Raw genomic sequence first — 25,762 nt, 5'->3', positions numbered from 1 at the left:
TCAACCTTCAGTATAACTATGTATGCCCATCATGTAAACAATCACACAGAATTCCTTGTAAAAGCCTGCCAGAATCAGTATAATTGTTACATTGTAACATTTACGTAAGCGTCAGACTCGCACTGACTGCTCGTTTCCTTATATCATAATATGAAATCGTGAAAAATGCCATTGTTTCACGTGAAACATTTTAAATTTTTACAAGGAGGTCAACGATATGCCTGTTTACAATGCACCGCTTCTGCAGATTGACCCCAAAGAGACGCGCCGTTATGCCGGTCTCATGCGTGCCAAGAACTTCGATGAGCGCCTGATTGAAGAGGCCTGCCAGGATGCCCGCCTCTTAGCCGAGCCCCGCGGCATCTGGCAGCTCTACGATTACGACTGCGAAAACCAGATTGTCAAAGCAGAGCCGCCCTTCCATATCGAGGGTAAGAAAATCGGCAAACACCTCGCCGGCTGCGATAAGGTCATCCTCTTGGCCGTCACCGTTGGCGATGGCATCGAAGAGATGGTCACCAAGCGCTTTGCCGATGGCGAATATGCCTCGAGCGTCCTTTTAGACGCGGCTGCGACGACCGCGGTCGAACAGCTGGCCGACGGCATGGAAAAAGCCATCAAGCCGAAAATGGCCGCACAGGGCTACGGCATGCGCTGGCGTTTCAGTCCTGGCTATGGCGACTGGCCGCTCGAACAGCAGCCCGAGCTCATCCGCACGACAAAATGTGAGACCATCGGCATCTCGCTGTCTGAATCAAAAATGCTCGTGCCGCGCAAGAGTGTCACGGCCATCATCGGCTTATATAAGGAAGTCAAGGGCACAGAAAGCCTTCAGCACTCCCCCAACGGCTGTGCGGCCTGCGATAAAGTCGACTGCCCCTCACGCAAGCCTCTGAAATGACCTGCTGAGAAAAAACAAAGCATATTGACATCTAATTCATACTAAATTAATATGTATATATAATTTGATATCTTTGAGCTTGATATTACGAAATGCCTGAAGGAGTTTTTGCCATGATTCATATTTTTGACGGTGCCATGGGCACCATGCTGCAGGCCGGCGGCCTTGAGCCGGGCGGCTGCCCCGAGCTCATGAACATCGACCACCCTGAAGTCGTCCAGCATATACACGAAGCGTATATCGAAGCCGGCGCAACCATCATCGAGACGAATACCTTCGGCGCGAGCCGCCTCAAACTCGACCACTACGGCCTTGAGGACCGCGTCGAAGAACTCAATACCGCCGCTGTCCGCATTGCCAAAAAGGCCGCCGGCACGCGTGCCAAAGTCGCCGGCTCCATGGGACCGACAGGCCGTTTCATCAGCCCGCTCGGCGATCTCGACTTTGAGGATGCCTATGCCTGCTTCAAGGAACAGGCCTCAGCCCTCGCCAAAGCCGGCGTCGACTTCTTCATCATCGAGACCTGCATCGATATTCAGGAAATGCGCGCTGCCCTGCTCGCAGCCAAGGAAGCAGCACCAAAAATTCCCGTCATCTGCCAGCTGACCTACAGCGACGATGGCCGCACGGTTACGGGCACGGACCCGCAGTCGGCCGCTATCATCCTCTCCCATATGGGCGCGGACATCATCGGCGTCAACTGCTCGCTTGGACCGGAGCAGCTCGTACCGATTGTCAAGATTCTCGCCGAAAACTGCAGCTGCCCGATAAGCGTGCAGCCAAACGCCGGCATGCCGCAGCTCGTCGACGGCGTAACGCATTTTCCCATGGGACCAGAGGATTTCGGCAGCTGGGCCCCGAAGCTGCTCGCTGCCGGCGCCACGTACATCGGCGGCTGCTGCGGCACGACACCGGCCCATATCAAGGCCGTGGCCGCAGCCCTCAAAGACGCAAAAGAACCGGAACGCCCCAAACAGCCAAAACGTCTGTGGCTTGCGAGCCGCAGCAAATCCGTCTGCGTCGATAAAGAGCTGCCGACCGTGCTGATTGGCGAACGCATCAATCCGACGGGCCGCAAAAAACTCGCCGCGGAAATCCGCGAAGGCTCCCTGCTGTCCGTCAAAAAAGAAGCCGTCAATCAGGTCAAGGCCGGAGCAAGACTCCTTGACGTCAACATGGGTGTCGCCGGTATTGACGCCACGAAGGCCATGAAACAAGCTGTAACCGAGATTGCCCAGCTTACCGATGCCCCGCTCGTTATCGACACGAGCGACCCTGAAGCTCTCGAAGCTGGTCTTCGAGCCTATCCTGGCCGTGCCCTCATCAACTCCGTCACAGCCGAAAAAGACCGCATCGAAAAATTCCTGCCCCTTGCTAAGAAATACGGTGCGGCCATCCTCTGTCTGCCGATTGTCGATGCAGGCGTCCCAAAAACAGCAGAAGAACGCCTGCAGGCCGTAACATACATCATCGAAAAGGCCAAAGAACAGGGTCTCGACGACGGCGATTTCCTGCTCGATGCCCTCGTCATGACCGTTTCCGCCGATAAGAATGCCTGCCGCGAGGTCCTGAAGACCCTGCAGCTCTACCGCGAGCACCTCGGCTATCCTTCGACCATGGGGCTTTCCAATATCTCCTTTGGCCTGCCGAACCGTCCGCTCATCAACAGCACCTTCTTTGCGATGTGCCTTGCGGCCGGTCTCGACGCGCCCATCATGAATCCGTATGATGAATCCATGCAGAAGGCCCTCAAAGCCAGTGCCGCTCTCCTCGGCCACGACCCCTGCGGCCTCGCCTTCAGTCAGGACGAGACCAATCTGGCCGTGCCGAAAAAAGCGGCCGTCATGAAAACAACGGAACTGCCCGTCCTCGATGCCATCAAACAAGCTGTCATCGAAGGAGAAAAAGACATCATCGTCGACCTCGTCGTACAGGCTTTAAAGGAAGGCAAGACAGGCAACGAAATCACGGAAAAAGGCCTGACCGCCGCCATGACAGAAATCGGCGAGGACTTCGGTTCCGGCCGCATGTTCCTGCCGCAGGTCCTTTTGTCTGCCGAGACCATGCGCGCAGCCTTCAATAAACTCAAAGAGCTCATCCCTGCCAGCGCTGAAGCTGACAAGGGCACTTTCGTCATCGCGACCGTCAAGGGCGATGTCCATGACCTCGGCAAGAACATCACCGGTGCCCTGCTCGCCAATTCCGGCTTCAAAGTCATCGACCTCGGCAAAGACGTCGAAGCTGATACGATTGTCGATGCTGCCTTAAAGCAGAATGCCGACATCGTCGGCCTCGCCGCCCTCATGACGACGACCATGCCGCAGATTGACAAGGTCATCGACAAGCTCCACAAAGCCGGAGCCCGCGCCAAAGTCATGATTGGCGGTGCCGCCGTCACCCAGGACTACGCCGACACCTGCGGCGCCGATGCCTACGCCGCCGACGGCGTCAAAGCCGTAAAGCTCGCCAAAGCCATCGTAGGCGCTGAATAAAGCCAGATGCAAAAGGAGCCCGTTCCCTATCATCATGATAGGAAACGGGCTCCTTTATTATATCCGTATAATGCTCAGGCAATCAGAACAGGACTTTTGCCAGATGCAGATAATCAGGATCAAGGATCTTCTTGTTGTTGACAGCATCGTGCAGGTCAATCGAGACGACGCGGCCTTTGCTGTAGCCAAAGACGATATCGGACAGGCCCGAAATTAGAGCAAGAGCAGCCTGCTCACCGAGCTGGCTGGCGCGGACGCGGTCGATGACCGACGGCGAGCCGCCGCGCTGGATGTGACCGAGAACCGATACACGCGTATCGAGCTTCGTCTTTTCGGCAATGTACTGGCCGATTTCCTGACCGGAACCGGCACCTTCTGCCACGACGACGAGGATATAGCGCTTGCCCTTCTTATACGCTTCCGACATATTCTCGCAGATAGCATCGAGGTCGTATTCCTCTTCCGGTACGAGGATGTACTCAGCACCGCCCGAAATGCCCGAGACGAGTGCGAGCCAGCCGCAGTTGCGGCCCATGACCTCGAGGACGATGACACGGCGGTGTGCCGAAGCCGTATCACGCAGTTTGTTGATGGCATCGATAATCGTGTTGGCAGCCGTATCGCAGCCAATCGTGTAGTCGGAACCCCAGACATCGTTGTCAATCGTGCCCGGCAGACCGACAATCGGCATGCCCGTTTCCTTCGAAAGCAGCGATGCACCGCGCAGCGAGCCGTCACCGCCGATAATGCAGAGGCCCTCAATGCCGCGGTCCGTCAGATGCTTATATCCCATCATGCGGCCTTCCGGCGTCTTCCAGCGTTTGCAGCGTGCCGTGCCGAGGAACGTACCACCACGCTGGATGATATCACTGACGTCCTTGGACTGCATCTCAAACATATCCTCTTCCAGCAGACCATGGTAGCCGCCGCGGATGCCCCATACCTTGACACCCTCGTACAGTGCAGTACGAACGACAGCACGAGCTGCTGCGTTCATGCCTGGGCTGTCGCCGCCGCTGGTCAATACTGCAATACTTTTCAACATAATGGAAGTCCCCCTTGAATTGAGAATTGCTAGCGTTTTTGATTGAATCAACGTCATAACATGACATTTACCATTTTTTATAATACCATAAAAAGGCCGAAGAAAACAGGGATACTGGTAACTTTTTCGGACCAGACGAAACCTTGACAAACCCCCGTGATAATGATAGATTTTAATTAGATGCTGTGCAACTGACGGAAGTGGATGACCACAGGGAGCACAGGGAAGAAGAGCCGACCGTCTGGGCACCGCCTGGATTTGTGTCGGCCTTTTTGTATGGAAAAAAGGAGTATAGGTGAAAATGAACGAACTGGAACTCAAATACGGATGCAACCCGAACCAGAAACCGGCCCGCGTTTTCATGGAAAAAGGTGAACTGCCCTTCGAGGTCCTCAATGGGCGTCCGGGCTACATCAATCTGCTCGATGCCATGAACAGCTGGCAGCTTGTCCGCGAACTACGCGAGGCTACGGGTCTGCCGGCAGCTGCCTCTTTCAAGCATGTCAGCCCGGCTGGTGCTGCTGTCGCCGTTCCCCTCTCCGAGACGCTGCAGAAAGTCTATTTCGTTGAAGGTGTCGAGCTTTCCCCGATTGCCACGGCTTATATCCGTGCCCGCGGCGCTGACCGCATGAGCTCCTACGGCGATTTCGTCGCCCTGTCCGATGAATGCGATGCCCAGACGGCTTCGTTCCTCAAACGCGAAGTTTCCGACGGCATCATCGCTCCGTCGTATTCGCCGGAGGCTCTCGAAATCCTCAAATCAAAACGCAAGGGCACGTACCTGATTCTGCAGATGGACCCTTCGTATGAGCCGGAAGAATTTGAACGCAAACAGGTCTTCGGCGTCACGTTTGAACAGAAGCGCAACGATGTCAAGATTACGGAAGACTGCCTCAAGGATATTGCGACGAAGAACCACGACCTGCCCGAAAGCGCGAAGCGCGACCTGCTGATTGCCCTGATTACGCTCAAGTACACGCAGTCCAACTCCGTCTGCTACACGAAGGACGGCCAGGCCATCGGCATCGGCGCCGGTCAGCAGAGCCGCGTTCACTGCACGCGCCTCGCCGGCACGAAGGCCGACAACTGGTTCCTGCGCCAGAGCCCGCAGGTCCTGAACCTCCCGTTCAAACCGGAAGTGCGCCGTCCGGACCGCGACAACGCCATCGACGTCTACATCGGCGAAGAATGGGAAGACCTGCTCGAGACCGATGACTGGAAACGCGTCTTCACGGAAAAACCGCCGGTCTTCACGCGCGAAGAAAAGAAAGCCTGGCTCAAGAAAGAGACGGGCGTCTCCCTTGGCTCGGATGCCTTCTTCCCGTTCGGCGACAATATCGAGCGCGCCCACAAGAGCGGCGTAACCTACGTTGCCCAGACGGGCGGCTCCATCCGCGATGACAATGTCATCGAGACGGCCGATAAATACAACATGACGATGGCCATGACGCACATTCGCCTGTTCCATCACTGATATTTCACGAGAAGAACACGAGCCCCGGTCCAGCAGGCCGGGGCTCTTTTATGCGCCGGGATTTTTGTCGCCATGAGCCAGAGCTGAGCGATACGCAAAATTCGAATAAGTCTTTTACCATTGCCCCCATTTGCGCTACAATAGGGAGTAGAATATATGAGTGTACTGCGGCAACACATGCCGTAACCTGCGCGATGAGAAATGAGGCGATTGTATGGTTTTTCAGAAATTCGGAGCACTGGCCATGGTGCCCGTGCTCGTAGCAGCAGCGCCTGCCTATGCCGAATGGCACGGCAATGCCCATATCGAGACTGTTGAGGTGACGGGCAGCTATCTGACGGATGACATCTCGGAGGCGGGGCTCAAGAAGGCCCGCGAAGAAGCGCACAAGGACGCCCTGCGCCTGGCAACCGAGAAGGCCGGCGTCTTTGTCCAGAGTTATTCCAAGACACACAATCAGGTTCTTACTGAAGATGAGATTCAATCCATCTCTGGCAACATCCTCGCCGTCCAGAACGAGTCGTATGCAATGAGCAAGACAAACGACGGCTACACGCTCGTCACCTGCCATCTGACAGCCTACATTCAGCTCGACCAGGTCGACCTCAACCAGGCCATCCAGCAGATCAACATCGAGGGCGAAAACAGGGAGCTCAAGGCCGTCATCGAAGGCCTCAAGCACAGCCAGGGCAAGACAGGCGAGCTGCCATACGGCACGGTTTACTTCCAGAAATTTGCCCAAAACAGCTCCCTGCTCAAGAAGGTCTGTGACGTAGGCTACGATGTCGACAGCGTGAGCTACGACAAGGCGACGGGCCTGATCCGCTACAACCGGTTCACAAGAGCCGTGGACGATGATCAGCTCTATGCGTTCCACGTCGAGCTCTCCTATCCGGATAATACCGAACGCATCTACAAGATCACAAAGATCACCGAGAAACCGTTCCAGACCGTCGAGTTGAAGTTCAAAAACGCGCGCACGACCATGCTGCCGATTGCTACCTATTCCACTGACGACTACTATCGCCGCCTGGTCTGCAAGCAGCTGCAGCTGCCCGAGTACGCTCATCTCAAGCAGCCGGGCTGGGGCCCAATCCCTCTGCTCGACCCGCCGCTCTACACCGATAAGCTCAACATGAAGCGCATCGATGGCATGCTCTACTGCTCGCTGGCCGATACCGAGGACGGCCTCGCCAACTTGCTCTTCCCGAGTTTCGCCGTCCGCTACGACCCACAGCGCAAAGTCCTCGAAGAGGCCGATATCCTCTACACCGACAGCTGGATCCCCGCCAGAACGGAATATCTCGCCGCCATCCCCTACCTTGACTTCCTCTACCACGACGGTGACTTAGAAAATCCCTGATCACCATCAACAGGCCAGCCTACACATTACAATGAATAAGCCAAATAAAAGGGGCTGTGAAATAACAGGCCTCTAAAAAGCAAAGTGCCGCATGCTCATTGAGCATGCGGCACTTTTTGTAGTAAAATTCTCTATATCCCACTATGGAAAACATTCCCACGTATCATTCTTTTGGCTATTTCATTTACGATGTACTCCAGCCATCCGTGGAAGAATTGTTCTGCGACCTTAACCGTAAGATATTTGCAGAAGAGCATGTCGATCTCAACCACCTATACATTGACGGTTCAAAATTCGAAGCAAATGCGAATAAATATCAATGGGTGTGGAAGAAGGCGACGGAGAAATCCCGGTACCGTTTCTCCGCAAAGATAACCGCGTTATTCAAGGAAATCAATGTAGAGCTGGTTCCTAGCGGCATTGCCATCCCTACGAACACAGAGTATGTCCCAGAATATCTGACCGAGGTGCTAAAGCAGTACACGGCCTTCTGGAAGCTCGATGAAGCAGATTTCGTCCATGGACGTGGGCACCACAAGAGCCCGCAGCAGCGGCATTACGAGCGACTCCAGGAATATACAAACAAGCTGAAAGAGTACAATCCCTACCGAGCCGTGAACTTCCATATTGATGAGACTGGCACGCTGCGTTGCCCCAATGAACGGGCATTCCGTTTCTTCTATCGCCAGCATGTAAGAGGACCCCATTTGGGCCGCCAGGAAGAAGTCTACCAATGCGAGGACTGTACTGGCTGTCCCTATGCACCAGACTGCAAGCGGACAGACGGGAACGGAACCGTCCGGATGAACCGAGAACTGACTGCCATGCACCAAGAAGTCGTGGAAAACCTGAACAGCATCCAGGGCGCGCTGCTACGGATGAACCGTTCGATTCAAGCAAAAGGGACGTTTGGCATCCTGAAGACGGACCGTTGGTACAGGAAAATAGTGCGGAGAGGCAGTATTGCCGTCCGCACAGAGATTTTCTTGGTTTCGATAGGGCACAACCTGTATACATACTACAACAAAAAGCAAAAGATGAGACAAGCCGCATAAATGAATGTTGCACCATTCTATGGGGAAAGGGGCCGTATACCCTTTTTTTGCCCCTATTGTTAACTATATATTTATTTAAAGTTGACAGTAAACCAGTAAAGGGGTATCCTATTAACCATGAATATCATAGTATCAGGAGGATTTATTCATGAAAAGACTACCGCTTCGCGAATTGGTGCTCTGCGCCCTCTTCATTGCCTTGATTACCATTGGTACCTTCATCCGCATTCCCGTGGGCACGGATGTCTATACTTTGCAGTTCCTGTTCACGCTGCTCGCAGGGCTCATGCTCGGCGCGCGCCTTGGCGCCATCGCCGTCGGGGCTTACGTCCTTTTGGGACTTCTCGGCGTGCCGGTCTTTGCCTCGGGCGGCGGCCCTGCCTACCTGCTGCAGCCGACGTTCGGCTATCTCCTCGGTTTTATCCTGCAGGCGTGGTTCTGCGGTAAATTTGCCCGCAGCTTAAAACATATCTCTTTCCGCAGCCTGCTGGCCGTGAATTTCGGCGGCATGGTCATTGTCTACCTCATCGGCATCAGCTGGTTTTATCTCGTCTCAAATTACGTCATCGACGCGCCGATTGCCCTCTGGGCCGCGATTTTTTACTGCGGCATCCTGCAGGCAGGCCCGGATTTCCTGCTCTGCATGGCCGCGGCCGGTCTCGGTCTGCGCTGTTACCGCGCAGGACTCTGGCTCAACGCAGCGCAGGCATCGACAGCTGCAGCATCTGCTATCAAGGAGGCTGACTGATTATGGGCAAAACACTTTTTATCACAGGCACGGGTACCGATGTCGGCAAAACCTATGTGACCGCCCTGATTGTCAAGAAACTGCGTGACGCAGGACTCAGCGCCGGCTATTACAAAGCGGCTCTTTCCGGCGCCGTCCCGGATGATACGAACAGCCTGCAGGCCGGCGATGCCCTTTACGTCAACCGCATCGCTAAGATTGGCGAACGTCAGGAAAATCTCGTTTCCTACGTATATAAAGAAGCCGTCTCCCCTCACCTCGCAGCTAAAATCAATCGGCAGCCTATTGACTTTGACCGCGTCGAAAACGACTTTACGCGGGCGAAAGAAACATACGACTACCTGACCATGGAAGGCAGCGGCGGCATCATCTGCCCGCTGCGCTGGGACGATACGATGCACATGGGGCTCGACGACCTCGTAAAGAGACTCAATCTCGGTGTACTCATCGTCGCCGACGCCGGCCTTGGCACCATCAACAGCACTGTGCTGACGATTGAGCACCTAAACGCCCGTCATATCCCGATTCGCGGCATTATCTTCAACCACTATATTCCGGGGGACATCATGCAGGACGACAACGCCAGGATGATTGCCGAAATGACCGGTGTCGCTATCCTCGCTTTTGTAAAAGATGGTGACAGCAGCTTAGATATAGACGCCGACGTACTGAAATATCTCTACACCTGACGAAAAGGAACGATCGATGCATACCTGTAAATCTTACGAGCAGCGCGACCTTGACCTCATATGGCATCCCTGCTCCCAAATGAAAGACTACGAAACACTGCCGCCCATCATCGTTGACCATGCCAAGGGAATCTGGCTTTACGATATTCACGGCAAAAAATATCTCGACATCGTGAGCTCCTGGTGGGCCAATCTGTTCGGCCACTGCAACAAAGAAATCAATGAGGCTATCAAGGAGCAGCTCGACCGTCTTGAACATGTCATCTTCGCGAATTTCAGCCATAAACCGGCCATTGAACTCGCGGAAGTACTCAAGGAAATCACGCCGGCCAAAAACAGGAAATTTCATTTCAACGACAACGGATCTGCTTCTGTCGAATGTGCCCTGAAGATGTGCTTCCAATTCTATCAGCAGGGCGGCCATCCCGAAAAAAAGAGATTCATGTGCCTGACCGGAGGCTATCACGGCGAGACGATTGGGGCCCTTTCGGTCGGCAGCATGGACCTTTATGCCAAACTCTACCAGCCCATGATGATGGACAATATCCATATCAAAGCCCCCGACTGTTACCGCTGTCCATACGGAAAGACGCGTGAATCCTGTCAATGCGAATGCTTCATCCATGCCGAAAAAGCCTTTGCCGCCCATGCTGAAGAAACGGCAGCGATGATTGTCGAGCCGCTGCTGCAGGGCAGTGCCGGCATGCGCATTTATCCTCCGCTCTACCTGAAAAAGCTTCGCCGTCTCTGTGATGCCCATGATGTCAAATTGATTTTTGACGAGATTGCCACGGGCTTTGGCCGCACGGGCACGATGTTCGCCTGTGAGCAGGCTGACGTCAGTCCGGACATTCTCTGTCTTTCAAAAGGCCTGACAGGCGGCTATCTGCCGATGTCCGTCACCTGCGTCAGCGAAGAAATCTACGATGCGTTTTACGCCGACTACGGGCAAGGCCGCGCTTTCCTGCACAGCCATACGTATGCCGGCAATCCGCTTGGCTGTGCCGCGGCCCTGGCTGTCCAAAAGATTTTCAGGGAACAGCCCATCCTGCAAACTGCGCAGGAAAATGCGGACTGGCTCACTAAAGAGATGCAGCATGCTATTGGCAGCCATCCCCATGTCGGCGAGATTCGTCATCTTGGCCTTATCCATGCGGTCGAGCTCGTCAAGGCTCCAGCAGTGAAAGAACCCTTCGACGCCAAAAAACGCATTGGCTATGCCATATACAAAAAAGCCCTCTCGTATGGTCTCGTCCTGCGCCCGCTCGGCGATGTACTCTATTTCAATCCCCCACTGAATATCACACGGAAGGAACTTTCTATGGCGATAGAAATCATGCAGAAAGCTATGACCGATGTACTTGGGCAATAAAATAAACAGGATGTTTCACGTGAAACATCCCGTTTATTTTTATCCCACCAGCAGACTGTAAAACATATATGCACAAATGAAATACAGCATGAAAAAAAATCATAAACCGGAAAAGCTTGACCGATACGTGATGTGCCGCAGCATTGCCAAGCAGCAGGCCGACTACTAGGGCAGGCAGCATGTAGATGGATTCCGATGCTGCCTGCGTCATAGAAACGCCATTGGCCATGAAGTAAGCTATGGATAACATACCGCTGAACAGGAAAAAAATGACGCTGGTGCCGCGCAGCTGTGCCGGCGTCATTTTCGTATAAGCGAGATACATGATGAGCGGCGGTCCGCCCATGCCAGTTGTCAAACCGCAAATACCGGACAGGAAGCCTGCTATAAGAGAATTGCGATGACACAAAGAAAAACGATGATGCGTGAACTGCATAAGCAGCAAAGATACCAACAGGACCGTGCTGACCAGTAATTTCAATTGGTCAGCGGAAAAGTGCGTAAATATCCAAAGTCCGACGGGCTGTGCCAATAGAAAGCCGACGAAAAGTACGCCAATCAGTTTGTACTGCGCATCCCTGCAGACAAGAAATGCCTGCATGATGCTCATAAATAAACCTACAACAAACATGAGCAGAATAGCCTGCTTCGGATCGTAAAAAAGCATCAACAGTGGCGCCGCGATGATGACCAAGCCAAAGCCTGTAATGCCCTGCATAAACGCCGCCACAAAAATGGCCAAGGCTGGCAGTATATGGGCAGACAGCAGAGAGAGATCCATTTTTATCATAACCTTTCCCTTGCGAAGATTCATTGCGTTTTCTACGCTCTTATTTGCGTTCGACAAAATCCTCGAGCAGTCCTTCTCTGTCAACACGAAAATGTTTCACGTGAAACATGAAGGAAACAGGCTGCGCATATCTTTGGAAACAGGAGCCTGACAGAAGATTTCCGTTCCTGTCTCTGGATGACGAAAACGCACGATGTAAGCATGCAGGGCCTGACGGCCAATTCTGGCACACGAACCGCCATAAACGGCATCGCCGAGCAGCGGATGGCCAAGGCTGGCCAGATGTACGCGAATCTGATGCGTCCGACCTGTCAGTAAATGAAGCCGTACTACGGAATAATCCGTTCCCTCATGACAGACTTCATAGTCTGTCACGGCTTTTCTGCCGTCGGAGCGAACCTGCCAGCAGCCTCGCCGCGCTGGATTCGGACCTAAAGGCAATGCAATTCTTCCTTGTTTCTTTTGGAAATGACCGGCGGCCACGGCCAAATACTCGCGGTAAATCTGGTCATGGCTGCGCGTCAGTTCATGCTGCACCTTGGCTGACTTGGCAATGACCACCACACCGGTCGTATCGCGGTCCAGACGATAAAGAGGATGCACCCCTGCCACTTCTCCCCTGCGGGAAAAATACCCTGCTACAGCATGAACGAGCGTGTCCCTCGCCGTCCGATGGGTCGGATGAATGAGCATGCCAGCAGGCTTGTTCACGAGGAGCAGTATATCATCTTCATAGAGGATATCTAACGGCATCGCTGCAGGAACTACTGCTGTTTTTTCCTGCCAGAAGAATTTCACGACATCGCCGGACGCGACACGGTAACGGGCATCGTGATATTCCACACCATTCACGAGGATTCTGCCATTCCACTTAACGCGCTTCCACATTTTCTGCGAAAAGCCCCACGGGCCAAGTGCCAGCTGCCGGAGTTCTCTGCCGGACTGCACCGCTTTTACGATATAGGATACTTCCATACTGCACTCCTATAAACTATGAAAAAATAAAAGGGATAAAGACGCTTTGCTGCGGCTTTGTCCCTTAAAAGCACAGCTTCCTTAGAAGCGTGCATCATCTGACATGGATGTTTCACGTGAAACATCCATACAGCATATCAAAGCGGATTTTTCGCCGGCGTTCCGGCCTTGCGCGGATAAGCCTTAGGCGTTGGCATCGTCTTTGTCACGATGATGATGGCCCGTTTATCCTCGAGGTCCGGCAGATGGACCTCACGTACCTCGGTATGGCTGCCGCCCATGACCTTGATGGCCTTTTTTGCTTCTTCCGCTTCTTCGGCATAGGCCCGACCTTTGAGTGCGAGGAAATGACCGCCTTTTTTGATAAACGGCAGGCAGTACTCACAGAGAATCGGCAGTCTTGCCACGGCCCGCGAGACGGCAATATCAAACTGCTCACGGTATTTTTGATTGCGCGCGCCCTCTTCTGCCCTCGCATGAACGCATTCCACACCGGTTAACCCGAGTTCATCAACAACCGTCTGCAGGAACTTGACGCGTTTATTGAGAGAATCCATCAGTGTCAAACGAATCTCCGGACAGAAAATCTTGAGTGGCAGTCCCGGAAAACCAGCGCCGGTGCCAACGTCAATGACCGAAACACCCTTGTGGAACAAAGTTTTATCATAAGCCGTGAGGGAGTCGACCATATGCTTGACCGCGACTTCGTGCGCTTCCGTGATGGCCGTAAGATTCATTTTCTCATTCCATGCAATGAGGAGTTCGTAATAGCGCGTAAACTGCTGCAGCTGCACTTCACGAAGATGCAGGCCATAGGCCTCAGCAGCCTTTTTCATCTCGTCCTGAAACATGTTCTCTCCCCTTACTTCGTTTCATCTTTTGCTTTTTCTGCTTCCTGCAGGCGTTTCTGCTGCTCAAGCCAGACGAGCAGTACGGAAACATCCGCCGGCGAAACGCCGCTGATGCGGCCGGCCTGACCGACCGAGCGCGGACGAATCTTCATGAGTTTTTCGCGGGCTTCATCGCGCAGGCTCGGCACTTCGCTGTAATCGATATTCTCAGGCAGCAGCTTGGCCTCGAGCTTTTCCATATGAGCGACCTGCTCAAGCTGCTTTTTGATGTAGCCTTCGTACATAATGCTCGTTTCGACCTGCTGACGGACTTCCTTTTGAAGTTCGGGAAGTTCCGGATAAGCACGGCGCAGTTTTTCATAACTCATGGACGGACGGCGCAGAAGGTCCGCGAGAGGCTGTGCACTTTTAATGGCATCAATGCCCGCGGCCTGCAGTTTTTCATTCGTCTCCTGACTGGGATTGATTGTCGTTTCCTTTAATGCCTTCATTGCCGCAGCAATCGCCTCGCGTTTTTTCGTGAAGCGCGCCCAGCGGTCATCCTTGACGAGCCCAACGCGGCGGCCATACGGCGTGAGCCTGAGGTCGGCATTATCCTGACGCAGCAGCAGGCGGTATTCGGCACGGCTCGTCATGATGCGGTACGGCTCATTCGTCCCCTTCGTCACGAGGTCGTCGATGAGCACGCCGATATAAGCATCCGAACGCTTGAGAATCAGAGGCTCTTCTCCCTTGATAAACATCGCTGCGTTGATGCCCGCGATAATGCCCTGTGCCGCGGCCTCTTCATAGCCCGAGGTGCCGTTGGCCTGACCCGCCGAGAAAAAGCCCTTGATGTCCTTGAATTCCAGTGTGGCCTTAAGCTGAGTCGGGTCGATGCAGTCGTATTCGATGGCATAGCCGGCGCGCATGACATGCGCGTGTTCAAGGCCCGGAATCGTCTTCAAAAAGGCCAGCTGCACATCCATCGGCATGCTCGTGCTCATGCCCTGCACATAGACCTCATTCGTATGGAGTCCCTCCGGCTCAAGGAAGAGCTGGTGGCGGTCCTTATCCGGGAAGCGCAGGATTTTTGTCTCGATGGAAGGACAGTAGCGCGGCCCGATGCCCTCGATGATGCCGTTGGCCATCGGCGCGCGGTCCATATTGTCGCGCAGAATTTTGTGCGTTCTTTCATTCGTGTACGTCAGCCAGCACGGCACCTGCTCGCGCGTCGTTTCCTCGCTCATGAAGGAGAAATTGCGCGCTTCTTCATCGCCCGGCTGAATCTGCATCTTATCGTAATCGAGCGTGCGGCCGTCGACACGGGCTGGCGTACCCGTCTTGAAACGCATGAGGCGAATGCCCGCCTCGCGCAGCGAATCCGAAAATTTCATCGCCGGGCGCTGCCCGTTCGGGCCGCCGCTGTACGTATGCTCACCGACGATGATGCGTCCCTTGAGGTACGTCCCCGTCGCCATGATGATGGCCGGAGCCAGATAAACCTCGCCCGTCTCGACAACCACGCCGCGCACAGCTTTCTTGTCCTCCGTCAGCAGGAGATCCGTGATGAGGATCTGCTTGACGTCGAGATTTTCCGTATTTTCGCAGGTCTCTTTCATCGTAAACTGATAGAGCTTTTTGTCGGCCTGTGCGCGCAAAGCGTGGACAGCCGGCCCCTTGCCGGTATTGAGCATGCGGAACTGGATGCAGGTCTTATCCGCATTGACGCCCATCTCGCCGCCGAGCGCATCAAGTTCGCGCACGAGGTGCCCCTTGCCGGGGCCGCCGACCGACGGATTGCAGGGCATCAGGGCAATATTATCCATAGAGAGCGTCGCCAAGAGCGTCTGGCAGCCAATGCGGGCAGCCGCGAGAGCCGCCTCGACACCGGCATGACCGGCACCAATGACGATGACATCGTATTTTCCAGCGGTAAACAACGAAAATCCTCCTTATATTATATAGGAAACAAAGCAGTGTTACTTGCCAATGCAGAACTTGCTGAAAATCTCATTGATGATATCTTCCCCGACCGTCTCCCCCGTAAGCTCGCCGAGTTTTTCCCAGGCAGAGCGCAGGTCGATGGAGATAAAATCGAGGCCCATATCGGCCTCAATCGTGCGAATGGCAGCGGCGAGATGCTCATCGGCCTGGCGCAGGACTTCGGCCTGACGTGCATCCGTGACAAAGGAACCTTCCTGCCCTGCCTGTGTACCGGCATAAACCTGTTTCGTAATTTCTTCCGTCAGCGCATCCAGACCATCCTTCGTGCGCGTCGATATCGTGATGACCGGCACCGACTTCTTGACGCGTTCATGCAGGATTTCCGGCGTCACCACCGGCGTGAGGTCGTCTTTGTTGAGCAGCAGGATAGCATCGCGCCCCTTGACGAGCTTCAAGATTTCCGCGTCTTCCTCATCGAGCGGCCGCGAAGCATCAAAGAGCGCGAGAATCAGCGCGGCTTCCTTGACATAGGAGCGTGCCTTCTCCACGCCGATGCGTTCGACCACGTCATCGGTTGCACGGATGCCGGCCGTATCAATGATGCGCAGGGGAATGCCGCCTACGTTGGCGTATTCTTCAATGGAATCACGCGTCGTGCCCGGAATCTCCGTGACAATGGCCCGTTCTTCCCTGAGTAAGGAATTGAGCAGGCTCGACTTGCCGACATTCGGCTTGCCGATGATAGCCGTCAGCAGACCGTCGCGAAGAATGCGGCCGGCATGAGCGGTCTTCAGGAGTTTGGCAATTTTGTTGCGTATTTCAACCACATTTTTCTGGATATCGTACGTCAGCACATCATCGACTTCTTCTTCCGGAAAATCAATGGCCGCTTCGATATGCGCGATCATGCCGAGGATATCGTGGCGCATGCTCTGAATCTGCCTGGAGAAATGCCCTGTCAGATGACCTGCGGCCATAGCCAGCGATGTTTCCGTCCGGGCCTTGATGATATCCATGACGGCCTGTGCTTCCGAGAGGTCAAGGCGTCCGTTGAGGAAGGCCCGCTTGGTGAATTCACCGCGCTCCGCCGGCCTTGCCCCGGCTTTCCACGTCAGTTCCAGAGTCTTGCGCAGCGTCATGAGCCCGCCGTGGCACTGCAGTTCTACCACATCTTCTACCGTATAAGAATGCGGGGCCAGCATGACAAGGGCCAGTGCTTCATCGACAACCTGCCCGTTTTCATCCACAATATGCCCATAGACTGCATGGTGGCTGCCGGCCTGGACCAGGGGCTTGCCATTTACGGCACGAAAGACTTTGCCCGCAGTCTTTAGCGCGTGTTCGCCGCTGATGCGGACAATGCCGATGCCGCCTTCGCCCTGCGGCGTAGCAATCGCGCTGATCGTATCTCCCTGCTGCATATTTACCTTCCTTTCTTTTCCTGATTCTTTCCTTGTTCTATTTCACGATAAACAAAAAGGGCCTGCTCCCAGAAGGAGAAAGCCCTTTCACAGCTCTCTTTATATGCTGTCCAAATGGGAACAAAGACATCAATTGTCTTCATGATCCCGGTAACGGCGCCGGCGCGGCACAATGACGACATAACGGTGCGGCTCATCGCCGGCGCTGTAAGTCGTCACTTTGCGGCTGTCCTGCAAAGCCATATGAATAATCTTGCGCTCATGACGGTTCATCGGTTCCAGATGAACTTCCTGCCCAATGCGGCAGGCCTTCTCGGCTAAGTGACCGGCAAGGCGGGAAAGCGTTTCCTCGCGGCGCGCACGATATCCCTCAACATCGAGCAGGACGTGCAGCCGTTCTCCCGAAGCCCCGCGGTTTGCAGAGAGATTCGTCAGATACTGCAGGGCATCGAGCGTCTGTCCATGCTTGCCGATGAGGATGCCGAGATTCTCGCCTTCCAGCTGGAAAAGCACACCCTCTTCGTGCTCTGAACGCTGCAGGCTCACGGGAATCTTCATGGCAGCAAAAACCTGTTCCAGAAACGCCTTTGCGCGTGCTTCCTGTTCCTCAAGGGATGGGGAAGCTTCTTTGCTGCTGACCGTTGCTGTTTTCCCGCTATGCTCATCCTTTGCCGAAGAAGAAGAGTCTTTTTCCGTCTCTTCCACTTCCTCTTCAAGGCGCGTCTCGAGTTCCGTCATATCAAGAACAGGGTCCTGTACGGCAGGAGCCTGCTCCTCTTCCTGACGAACGCGAATGCGGGCCGGTCTGCGGCCAATAATTCCCAGAAAACCGCGCGAAGGCTGCTCGAGTACCGTATACTCGAGGCTCGAAGCCGCACAGCCGAGCTCGGCGGCCGCTGCCTCAAGAGCTGCTTCGACCGTCCGGCCTGTCCACTCCATGGTTTCTGCCATATCAGGCAGCCTCCTTTTTCTTGTCATCATGACGATACATCCACCACTGCTGCGTAATCTGGACAATGTTCATCGTGACCCAGTAAAGTACAAGGCCGGATGGGAAATTCAAGCTGATCCAGCCGATGAAGAGCGGCATGACCGTCATCATGATCTTCATCTGCTGATTCATTTCCGTCGTCGTCTGTTTCTGCTGCAGGAACGTCGTCAAAGCCGACAGGACCGGCAGAATGTAGTACGGATCCGGTTCCGACATCGTCGGCAGCCAAAGGAAAGCAGCGGATTCCGGCGTCGGATACGTGAAATTATACAGCGCGTAGTACATGCCCATGAGAATTGGCATCTGCACGAGCAGGGGCAGGCAGCCTGCGAGCGGATTGACACCGGCTTCTTTGTAAAGTGCGCCGACTTTCTGCTGCATGAGCTGCGGGTTATCCTTATACTTCTCCTGAATCTTTTTCATCTTCGGAGAGAGCTCCTGCATGGCCTTCATCGACTTGACCTGCTTGACTGTCAGCGGGTACAGAATCATCTTGATGAGGATTGTCAGGAGAATAATCGCCACGCCGTAGCTGCCAAAACCAGCTACATCCGTAACATTATAGAGTGCCTGCAGGACAACATGCAGGAGATTCTCGATCGGTTCGAATATTGTTCCAAAGAAACCCAATGTATCACATCCTAATCTTATAAAAATAACAGTTATCGCAGTGAATTACCCAAAACGGGCATTACGGTACAGGATCATAGCCGCCCTTATGGAAAGGATGGCAGCGCAGGATGCGCTTGAGGGCCAGCCAGCCCCCACGCCGGGCTCCGTATCGTTCGATCGCTTCAAGGGCATATTCCGAACACGTCGGGACATAGCGGCAGGAAGGCGGGAACATTGGCGAAATGAATCCACGATAAAATCGCACCAACAAAAGGAATACCGTCTTCAAACTCAAGACCTCTTTCGCTTCGTACCGTTTTTTCCGTGCGCTCTTCCGGCAGGAGCCGCATGTTTCATCAAATCTTCCATGGCCGGAAAAACCCTGGCATCCTGAAAGATGCCGGACTTCTCGCCCAAGCGCAGAAGAGCCTTCTCCACCTCAGGAAGTTTGGCCGTGGTCATGGCCTTGCGGCCGACGAACAGCAGCGCAGCATCTTCCCGAATGCGGTCCTGATGCAGGCGGTAAGCCTCACGCAGCAGGCGTTTGACGCGGTTGCGCACAACGGCGCAGCCGAGTTTCTTGCCCGCAGCAAAGCCGACGCGGCCGCGCACGGAAGCAGACGGAAAGACATACAGCACAAAATACCGATTCGCAAAAGAGCGTCCTGTACGGTACACACGCTGGAAATCACTGCGCCGTTTGATGATCCGTCTTCTCGGTAAGGTAAGCATTCGCATTTCCCCAAAAATCAACTGAAAAATAACACAAGTAACACATAAGCAAAAAAGGCCACCGAAGTGACCTCATCCGATTTATGCCGAAAGCTTCTTTCTACCGCGCTGGCGTCTTCTCTTCAGAACGAGACGGCCGCCCTTCGTCTTCATGCGCTCACGGAAGCCATGGGTCTTCTTTCTCCAATGGTTGTTCGGCTGGAAAGTCTGTTTCATACTATGTAACACCTCCTTCGCTTATTTTCTGAGACTAATTGGCTGTATAGAAGCATAGTATCAGAATTTTAACTATGTCAAATTATAGACTACGGACTCGCGGCCTGTCAAGGATTTTCCCTTGTCTTTTTCCATCTGCCCTGTGGATATTTTCGGCCTTATCCCGCTTTGCCCACAGAAAAACTGTTGATAAGTCTCCCCACATTTGATAAGATATTGTTGATTATTGTGCGGAAAACCCCATTGGTGCCCTGCGAGGCAAGGCTCGTAAAGATAAGATTCCGTCCACACTTCCCGCCTCTATCCCAGGGAATCTCTGTAGTTATCCACAGCTGTGGATAAAAATGTGGATAAAATTATGCACCTGTGGAAAAAGTTTCTACATATTCTTATAGCAGGAAAGGATTTTTTTCATGGAGCAGATACAGCTTCAAGCTGTCTGGGAGCAGATCCTCACAAAAATGAAGGAAACTCTCGCCGAGTCAGCCTTCAAGTGGTTCGCTTCGGTCAAGCCGCTCTCCCTGACCGACACGGAATTCGTCCTCAGCGTACAGAACGATCTCGTCAAAGACTGGATCACCAGTCACTACCTCACGATCCTCGAAGATGCCGTCAGTGCCGTACTTGGCAGCAAACACCGCGTGGATTTTAAGATTCAGCCGCCCGCAGCCCCTCCGGAACCGGCACCAGCTCCCGACACAGACAAAAAAGAAGCAGCAGCCGGCGCGCAGGGTACGCATACCGGCAGTCACAAAAAAGAAAATCCCAATCAGGGATCGCTTTTCCAGGAGCAGCCGTCCGCGACGGTCGACAGCGGCGACATGCATATCGTCGCCCCCGGCGACCGTTCTTCGCTGAACCCGAAGTATACCTTTGAAACCTTTGTCACGGGCAGTTCCAACCGCTTTGCTCATGCCGCAGCCATGGCCGTTGCAGAATCACCGGGCAAAGTGTACAACCCGTTCTTCATGTACGGCGGCGTTGGCCTCGGCAAGACGCATCTGATGCACGCCATCGGCAACCGCGTTCTGCAGAATCACCCCGAAATGCGCGTTCTCTACGTCTCAAGCGAACAATTCACGAACGAGATCATCCGCGCCATCCAGGAGGGCAAGGCCGAACTCTTCCGCCAGAAGTACCGTACCATCGATGTTCTGATGGTCGATGATATCCAGTTTTTGTCGGGCAAACAGAGTACGCAGGAAGAATTCTTCAATACCTTTAATGCCCTGCACGTTGCGGATAAACAGATCATCCTGTCATCCGACCGACCGCCGCGCGAGGTTCAGAAACTGGAGGACCGCCTGCGTTCCCGCTTTGAAGGCGGCCTCATCACGGATATCCAGGCCCCGGACCTTGAGACACGTATCGCCATCCTCAAAAACAAGGCTCTCTTAGACCACGTGGATGTGCCAAACGATGTCCTGATGTTCATTGCCAACCGCATCGACAGCAACATCCGTGAGCTCGAAGGCGCTCTGACCCGCGTTGTCGCCTATGCCTCCCTCATCAAGAAGCCGGTAACGACCGACGTCGTCGCGGAAGCACTCAAGGATGTTTTCCCAAACAGCCATAAAAAAGAAGTCACGCTCGAGGTCATTCAGGAAATCGTTGCTTCCTACTTTAAAATCCGCATCGAAGACCTGCATTCCAAGAAACGCACGCGCAGCATTGCGTTCCCGCGCCAGATTGCGATGTATCTCTGCCGCGAGCTGACCGACACATCGCTGCCGCAGATTGGCAATTTCTTTGGCGGACGCGACCATACAACTGTCCTGCACGCTTATGACAAGATTGCCAATGAGCGGGAGACAAACGCCAAGCTTCATAAGATCATCAAAGACCTCATCGACAGCATCCAGAAGATGTAAACATGCCCACAATCCGCCGTGGATAACCATGTGGAAAAGCCTTTGGATTGCCTGTCAATACATTGTGGATAACGTATAGGGGAGTTTATCACCGTGGATACTGTGGATAACCTCCCCTATTGTTATGAACAACTTGTCCACAGCTTCCTGTGATGAAGCAGACGGCTTCACAGGACTTATCCACTTTTCCACACGGCCTACTACTACGTCGGCTATTTATATAAATATTTTAGTTATATTATAAAAAAAGAGAGAAGGCCCATTCAACATGAAAATCACATGCAACAGAAACGAACTTGTCAATGCCCTGCAAATCGTAACAAGAGCCGTGGCCAGCAAACCACAGACCCCCATCCTTTCCGGTATTTACCTCAAAGCAGAAAACAATACCTTAGAACTCCAAGCCACAAATTATGAAATCGGCCTTGTTGCCCGCATCGAAGCCGAGATCGAAGAACCTGGAGAACTGACCACCGCAGGACGTTATTTCCAGGAAGTCGTTCGCAAACTCCCGGGAGAAAAAGTCAGCCTGGCCATCGGTGAAGAGGAAAACATCGTACACATTCAGTCCAACATGGCAAAATTCACCCTGCTTTCCATGAATGCAGCCGAATTTCCTGTCATCAAGCCCTTTGACTCCGACCTGACTTTTGCCATCAAGGACAATATCCTGCGCGACCTCATTAAGAAAACGGTCTTTGCCTGCAGCGATGACAACTCCCGTCCTGTCTTCACGGGCTGTTCCCTCGAAGTTACCGAAAACAAAGTCACGATGGCAGCCACGAACACCCACCGTCTCTCGGTAAAATCCGAGACCTTCGACCAGAGCATCGGCAACATCAAGGTCATCATCCCCTCGCGCATCCTGCAGGAACTCCTGCATAACATGGTTTCCGACATCCCGACGGATGTCAATATTTCCTGCTCATACAACCAGATCAGCTTCTCCTTTGACAATCTCTACATGACTTCACGCCTGATTGAAGGCCAGTTCCCAAACTACAAGGGCGTCATTCCGCCGGAGTTCGCTACCCATGTCAGCGTTGACACGGCGGCATTTACAGCTGCTGTTGACCGCATTTCCCTGATCTCGAGAGTCGGCGTTTACAACATCATCAAACTCGACTTTGCCGACAATCAGATTCACATCACCTCGAATAATCCGGAAATCGGCAATGCAGAAGAATACATTCCGGCAGAGATTGACGGACCAGGCATCACCATTGCCTTCAATGCCCAGTACATCATGGACGTACTCAAAAACATTGACAGCAAGACCTGCCGCATCGCCCTGAATCAGCCGCTCTCCCCTGCTTCTATCCAGGAAGCGGAAAACGACAGTTTCATCTACATCGTTACGCCTGTCCGCACAAACCATTAATTTTGTTTTTTTCCAGCTCCGGCGGTTTTTCTGCCGGGGCTTGCTTATACACATTTTTGCATTTTGGAAAGGAAATACAGTATGAATATTGAAGAAATCGCCATCGACACCGAAGAGATTCAGCTTGACCAGTTTCTCAAATGGGCCGGCGTACTTGCTTCCGGCGGAGAGGTCAAACCTTTGCTGGCTGAACGCCGCATCAAGCGCAATGGCGAGGTAGAATCCGCCCGCCGCCGCAAGCTCCATGACGGGGATGTCATCGAGATCGAGGGTCTCGGCGCCTGGAAGGTTATCCACAAGAAAGGATAAAAATGAATGTATGTTCGTTTTCTTAAGCTCAGAAATTATCGGAACTATAATGAGCTTGACCTGGCCTTGCAGCCAGGCATCAATATTTTTCTGGGACCGAATGCTCAGGGCAAGACGAATATCATCGAAGCCATCTACTATGCATCGCTGGGACGCTCTCACCGCACGCATCAGGATGCGGAGCTCATTCGCTGGCACGAGGAACAAGGAAGCATCCTGCTGGATTTTGACCGGCGCGGCGTAGAAAATCATCTGGAATTCCAGTTCAGCCGCAATAAAAGGCGCAGGATTCTTTTGAACGAACACCCCATTCATCTGAAAGAGCTCATTGGCAGCATCAACAGCGTCTTGTTCTCCCCTGAAGACCTCTTCCTCATCAAAGGGGCTCCGGCCGGACGCCGCCGTTTCCTCGATGGCGAGATTTCCCAGGCCAGTCCTCCCTATTATCATGAGCTCGTCGAATTCAACCGCATCATCAGCCAGAGAAATTCCCTTCTGAAGCGCATCCGTGAACGCCGGGGCGATGCCTCGCTGCTGGAATTATGGGACGCACAGCTCGTAAAGAGTGCGTCTAAGATTATTGCCAAGCGTCTCGAGGCTGTCCGCAAGCTCAACATGCTGGCCAATCTCATGCAGCGGCGCATTTCAAGCGACCAGGAGAATCTGACGGTCACGTACGAAATTCACGGGCTGGATGAAGCATATGGAGCAAAAGACGGTAAAAGTGAAAACATGACAAAGTCATTTACTTCATGGTATAATGAAATGCTGAAGCAATCACGGGAGACGGATATCCTGCGTGGTTCCACAAGCTACGGACCTCATCACGATGACCTCGTGCTGACGGTCAACGGCATCAATCTGCGCACCTTTGGCTCACAGGGACAGCAGCGCACGGGCGTCCTTTCCCTGAAGCTGGCTGAGCTGGAATTCCTTCGTTCTGAGACGGGGGAATATCCCATCCTGCTGCTCGATGATGTCATGAGTGAACTCGATGTCAGGAGAAGGCAGCAGCTTTTGGCCTTTATTCGCCGCGAGCATATCCAGACCCTGATCACAGCGACCGATGCCGCTTATTTCCCTGCAGAGGGGCTGGGCCGGTATTATCAGGTCAAGAATGGCCGTATCACGCGCTGAAATGCCAGCCGGTCTTGGAGGTGGAGATCATGGCGAAACGTACACCGGGGCTTGAAAAAGCCGTCAGTATCATCCCAAAGGCCATACATGAGCTCGGTCCGAAGCAGGAAAGAGAGTACTACCAGCACTGGGTTCTTTGGCATTGGGCCGATATTGTGGGCGAGACATATGCGCATAATGTCAAGGCTGTGGCCATCGATAAAAAGTCTCTTTATGTATCTTGCTATGATCCTGCCTGGGCCAATGAGACGCGCTACCGCATGCCGCAGATTGTGCAGCAAGTCAATAATTATGCCGGTGCCGAGATGATCAAGGATATCCAGTTCAACGGCTCCTGGCGCTGGAAGGACTATGCGGCCAAGGCGGATTCGGGAAAAGCTGTCGAGCAGGCCGGGGAAAAAGGTGTTCCGTCTGCATCGAATACGCCTAATACGCATAATGCGCAGGAAATGAATTGGGCGCGGGAAAGAGCGAAGATGCCTCTTGGAAAGCAGGATTTGCAGCAGGCAGAAAAGCTCGGCGCAAAGCTTGAGGATGAAGAGCTCGCCCTGAAAATCCGCGAACTTTACCGCAAGAACCGGCAGCTGGAAAAGCTCCGGGAGAAAAATGGCTGGCATCCCTGCAGGTCCTGCGGCAGTCTCTGCCCGCCGGAAGAGGTCATCTGCCATCGCTGCGTAAGCAAAAAGCTGGAAGACGTGCGGGCACGCATCCGCGCCGTTTTGCGGGACATTCCCTGGGCACGCTGCAAGGAAGTCTCGGAATATGTCCCCGAGTGTACCCCGAAGCTTTTGAATGAGCAAAGGGCCGCCATGGTGCAGATGCAGGCAGCGAAAGTTTCCATCCTGGATCATACGAGCATGGAGGCCAAGACCCTGGTGATGCTATACCGCTGCCTGCCTCCGGAGCAGCTGACGGAAGAAGCCATCAAGCGCGCTTTTTATGAACTCCGCTTCAGCCTGTACTGGCCGCCGGATTTTAAGCTGCCGAAGCGCTACGAGGCAATCCCGCTGCGCCATGCAGAAAAGCGCCAGTATGGGAAAAAGAAAAAGACACAGGATGAATAAATACAAGATTGATGAGATTGGCTAGATTCTAGATTTGGTGAGAAAGTGAGAAAGGATGAGAGGCTATGTTCCTGCATCTCGGCAATGGTGTTTCCGTACTGACGAGAGACGTCATAGCGATTTATGATTACATGGGATTTTTCATCAAGGACGTTCCGGACAACCAGCATTATCTGCAGCGGTGCCAGAAGGAAGGGCGCGTCGTCCGGACGAATGAAGAGAAGGATCTCATCAAATCGGTTGTAGTGACAAAGGATAAAGTCTATCTGTCTGTGCTGTCAAGCACGGCTTTGAAAAAGCGCGCACAGATGGTTTATGATCTCGATAATGACTAAAAGAATGGAGCG

General features: G+C 53.5%; 25 protein-coding genes and 1 riboswitch. Of the genes, 14 read left to right on the top strand and 11 right to left on the bottom strand.

All coding sequences use genetic code 11. From position 1 onward, the window contains the following. The first annotated feature begins 217 nt into the window (after positions 1-217). Entirely contained in the window at positions 218-901 is a 684-nt protein-coding gene (locus ACE419_RS08270) for a methionine synthase (RefSeq protein WP_435721678.1), read from the top strand. A gap of 113 nt (positions 902-1,014) precedes the next feature. Next, entirely contained in the window at positions 1,015-3,393 is a 2,379-nt protein-coding gene (locus tag ACE419_RS08265; protein ID WP_435721677.1) for a homocysteine S-methyltransferase family protein, read from the top strand. A gap of 82 nt (positions 3,394-3,475) precedes the next feature. Here ACE419_RS08265 and pfkA read toward each other — a convergent pair whose 3' ends face one another. Beyond that, a complete protein-coding gene (pfkA, locus tag ACE419_RS08260) occupies positions 3,476-4,438 on the bottom strand; it encodes a 6-phosphofructokinase (protein WP_295633320.1) in 963 nt (320 codons plus the stop codon). 177 nt (positions 4,439-4,615) lie between these two features. After that, positions 4,616-4,692, top strand: a riboswitch (ZMP/ZTP riboswitch). Positions 4,693-4,739: 47 nt separating this feature from the next. Here pfkA and ACE419_RS08255 point away from each other — a divergent pair. From ACE419_RS08255 to bioA, 6 genes are all read left to right on the top strand, one after another. Beyond that, a complete protein-coding gene (locus ACE419_RS08255; RefSeq protein ID WP_295633323.1) occupies positions 4,740-5,912 on the top strand; it encodes a phosphoribosylaminoimidazolecarboxamide formyltransferase in 1,173 nt (390 codons plus the stop codon). Between the two features lie 214 nt (positions 5,913-6,126). Continuing rightward, entirely contained in the window at positions 6,127-7,275 is a 1,149-nt protein-coding gene (locus ACE419_RS08250; RefSeq protein WP_435721676.1) for a hypothetical protein, read from the top strand. A gap of 143 nt (positions 7,276-7,418) precedes the next feature. Then, positions 7,419-8,330, top strand: a complete 912-nt coding sequence (locus ACE419_RS08245; RefSeq protein WP_435721675.1) for a transposase — start codon at positions 7,419-7,421, stop codon at positions 8,328-8,330. 148 nt (positions 8,331-8,478) lie between these two features. Then, entirely contained in the window at positions 8,479-9,078 is a 600-nt protein-coding gene (locus tag ACE419_RS08240) for a biotin transporter BioY (protein ID WP_435721674.1), read from the top strand. A gap of 2 nt (positions 9,079-9,080) precedes the next feature. Further along, entirely contained in the window at positions 9,081-9,767 is a 687-nt protein-coding gene (gene bioD, locus ACE419_RS08235) for a dethiobiotin synthase (protein ID WP_435721673.1), read from the top strand. 16 nt (positions 9,768-9,783) lie between these two features. Then, positions 9,784-11,139: an adenosylmethionine--8-amino-7-oxononanoate transaminase gene (gene bioA, locus ACE419_RS08230; protein ID WP_435721672.1), complete on the top strand. Its 1,356-nt coding sequence runs from the start codon at positions 9,784-9,786 to the stop codon at positions 11,137-11,139. On the opposite strand, the gene ACE419_RS08225 is transcribed toward bioA, so the two are convergent. From ACE419_RS08225 to rpmH, 10 genes are all read right to left on the bottom strand, one after another. Further along, positions 11,114-11,929, bottom strand: a complete 816-nt coding sequence (locus ACE419_RS08225; RefSeq protein ID WP_435721671.1) for a sulfite exporter TauE/SafE family protein — start codon at positions 11,927-11,929, stop codon at positions 11,114-11,116. The genes bioA and ACE419_RS08225 overlap by 26 nt on opposite strands. Positions 11,930-12,025: 96 nt before the next feature. Further along, positions 12,026-12,904 (bottom strand): RluA family pseudouridine synthase, encoded by an 879-nt coding sequence (locus ACE419_RS08220; protein ID WP_302609413.1) that lies wholly within the window; start codon positions 12,902-12,904, stop codon positions 12,026-12,028. Between the two features lie 137 nt (positions 12,905-13,041). Next, positions 13,042-13,755, bottom strand: a complete 714-nt coding sequence (rsmG, locus tag ACE419_RS08215; protein ID WP_435721670.1) for a 16S rRNA (guanine(527)-N(7))-methyltransferase RsmG — start codon at positions 13,753-13,755, stop codon at positions 13,042-13,044. Positions 13,756-13,766: 11 nt separating this feature from the next. Next, on the bottom strand, positions 13,767-15,677 hold the full coding sequence (gene mnmG / locus ACE419_RS08210) for a tRNA uridine-5-carboxymethylaminomethyl(34) synthesis enzyme MnmG (protein ID WP_435721669.1): 1,911 nt from the start codon (positions 15,675-15,677) through the stop codon (positions 13,767-13,769). A gap of 39 nt (positions 15,678-15,716) precedes the next feature. Next, positions 15,717-17,102 carry a tRNA uridine-5-carboxymethylaminomethyl(34) synthesis GTPase MnmE gene (gene mnmE / locus ACE419_RS08205; protein ID WP_435721668.1) on the bottom strand — a complete coding sequence of 462 codons (1,386 nt, stop codon included), beginning with the start codon at positions 17,100-17,102 and terminating at the stop codon, positions 15,717-15,719. Between the two features lie 129 nt (positions 17,103-17,231). Further along, positions 17,232-18,053, bottom strand: coding sequence for an RNA-binding cell elongation regulator Jag/EloR (gene jag, locus ACE419_RS08200; RefSeq protein ID WP_435721667.1), 822 nt, complete (start codon positions 18,051-18,053; stop codon positions 17,232-17,234). 1 nt (position 18,054) lies between these two features. After that, positions 18,055-18,723 carry a YidC/Oxa1 family membrane protein insertase gene (locus ACE419_RS08195; protein ID WP_432647806.1) on the bottom strand — a complete coding sequence of 223 codons (669 nt, stop codon included), beginning with the start codon at positions 18,721-18,723 and terminating at the stop codon, positions 18,055-18,057. Between the two features lie 61 nt (positions 18,724-18,784). Then, positions 18,785-18,994, bottom strand: coding sequence for a membrane protein insertion efficiency factor YidD (gene yidD, locus ACE419_RS08190; RefSeq protein ID WP_432647805.1), 210 nt, complete (start codon positions 18,992-18,994; stop codon positions 18,785-18,787). Between the two features lie 2 nt (positions 18,995-18,996). After that, entirely contained in the window at positions 18,997-19,437 is a 441-nt protein-coding gene (gene rnpA, locus ACE419_RS08185; protein ID WP_435721666.1) for a ribonuclease P protein component, read from the bottom strand. Between the two features lie 81 nt (positions 19,438-19,518). After that, positions 19,519-19,653 carry a 50S ribosomal protein L34 gene (gene rpmH / locus ACE419_RS08180; protein ID WP_005842699.1) on the bottom strand — a complete coding sequence of 45 codons (135 nt, stop codon included), beginning with the start codon at positions 19,651-19,653 and terminating at the stop codon, positions 19,519-19,521. 413 nt (positions 19,654-20,066) lie between these two features. Between rpmH and dnaA the strand changes: the two genes are divergently transcribed. The 6 genes from dnaA (at position 20,067) to remB (ending at position 25,750) form a co-directional block, all read left to right on the top strand. After that, on the top strand, positions 20,067-21,524 hold the full coding sequence (dnaA, locus tag ACE419_RS08175; protein WP_435721665.1) for a chromosomal replication initiator protein DnaA: 1,458 nt from the start codon (positions 20,067-20,069) through the stop codon (positions 21,522-21,524). A gap of 268 nt (positions 21,525-21,792) precedes the next feature. Beyond that, complete coding sequence (gene dnaN, locus ACE419_RS08170; RefSeq protein ID WP_435721664.1) at positions 21,793-22,905, top strand: DNA polymerase III subunit beta; 1,113 nt, start codon at positions 21,793-21,795, stop codon at positions 22,903-22,905. Between the two features lie 81 nt (positions 22,906-22,986). Further along, positions 22,987-23,214 (top strand): RNA-binding S4 domain-containing protein, encoded by a 228-nt coding sequence (locus ACE419_RS08165; RefSeq protein WP_432648376.1) that lies wholly within the window; start codon positions 22,987-22,989, stop codon positions 23,212-23,214. Positions 23,215-23,220: 6 nt separating this feature from the next. Continuing rightward, positions 23,221-24,351: a DNA replication/repair protein RecF gene (recF, locus tag ACE419_RS08160; RefSeq protein WP_435721663.1), complete on the top strand. Its 1,131-nt coding sequence runs from the start codon at positions 23,221-23,223 to the stop codon at positions 24,349-24,351. 29 nt (positions 24,352-24,380) lie between these two features. Next, positions 24,381-25,415: a DciA family protein gene (locus ACE419_RS08155; RefSeq protein ID WP_435721662.1), complete on the top strand. Its 1,035-nt coding sequence runs from the start codon at positions 24,381-24,383 to the stop codon at positions 25,413-25,415. Positions 25,416-25,480: 65 nt separating this feature from the next. Then, entirely contained in the window at positions 25,481-25,750 is a 270-nt protein-coding gene (remB, locus tag ACE419_RS08150; protein WP_435721661.1) for an extracellular matrix regulator RemB, read from the top strand. Positions 25,751-25,762 lie beyond the last annotated feature (12 nt).

It is taken from the genome of Mitsuokella apri (genome assembly GCF_047974105.1).
In the GTDB taxonomy this organism is placed as follows: domain Bacteria; phylum Bacillota; class Negativicutes; order Selenomonadales; family Selenomonadaceae; genus Mitsuokella.
The sequence above is the reverse complement of the archived record's forward strand: the minus strand, read 5'-3'. Positions and strand labels throughout refer to the sequence as shown.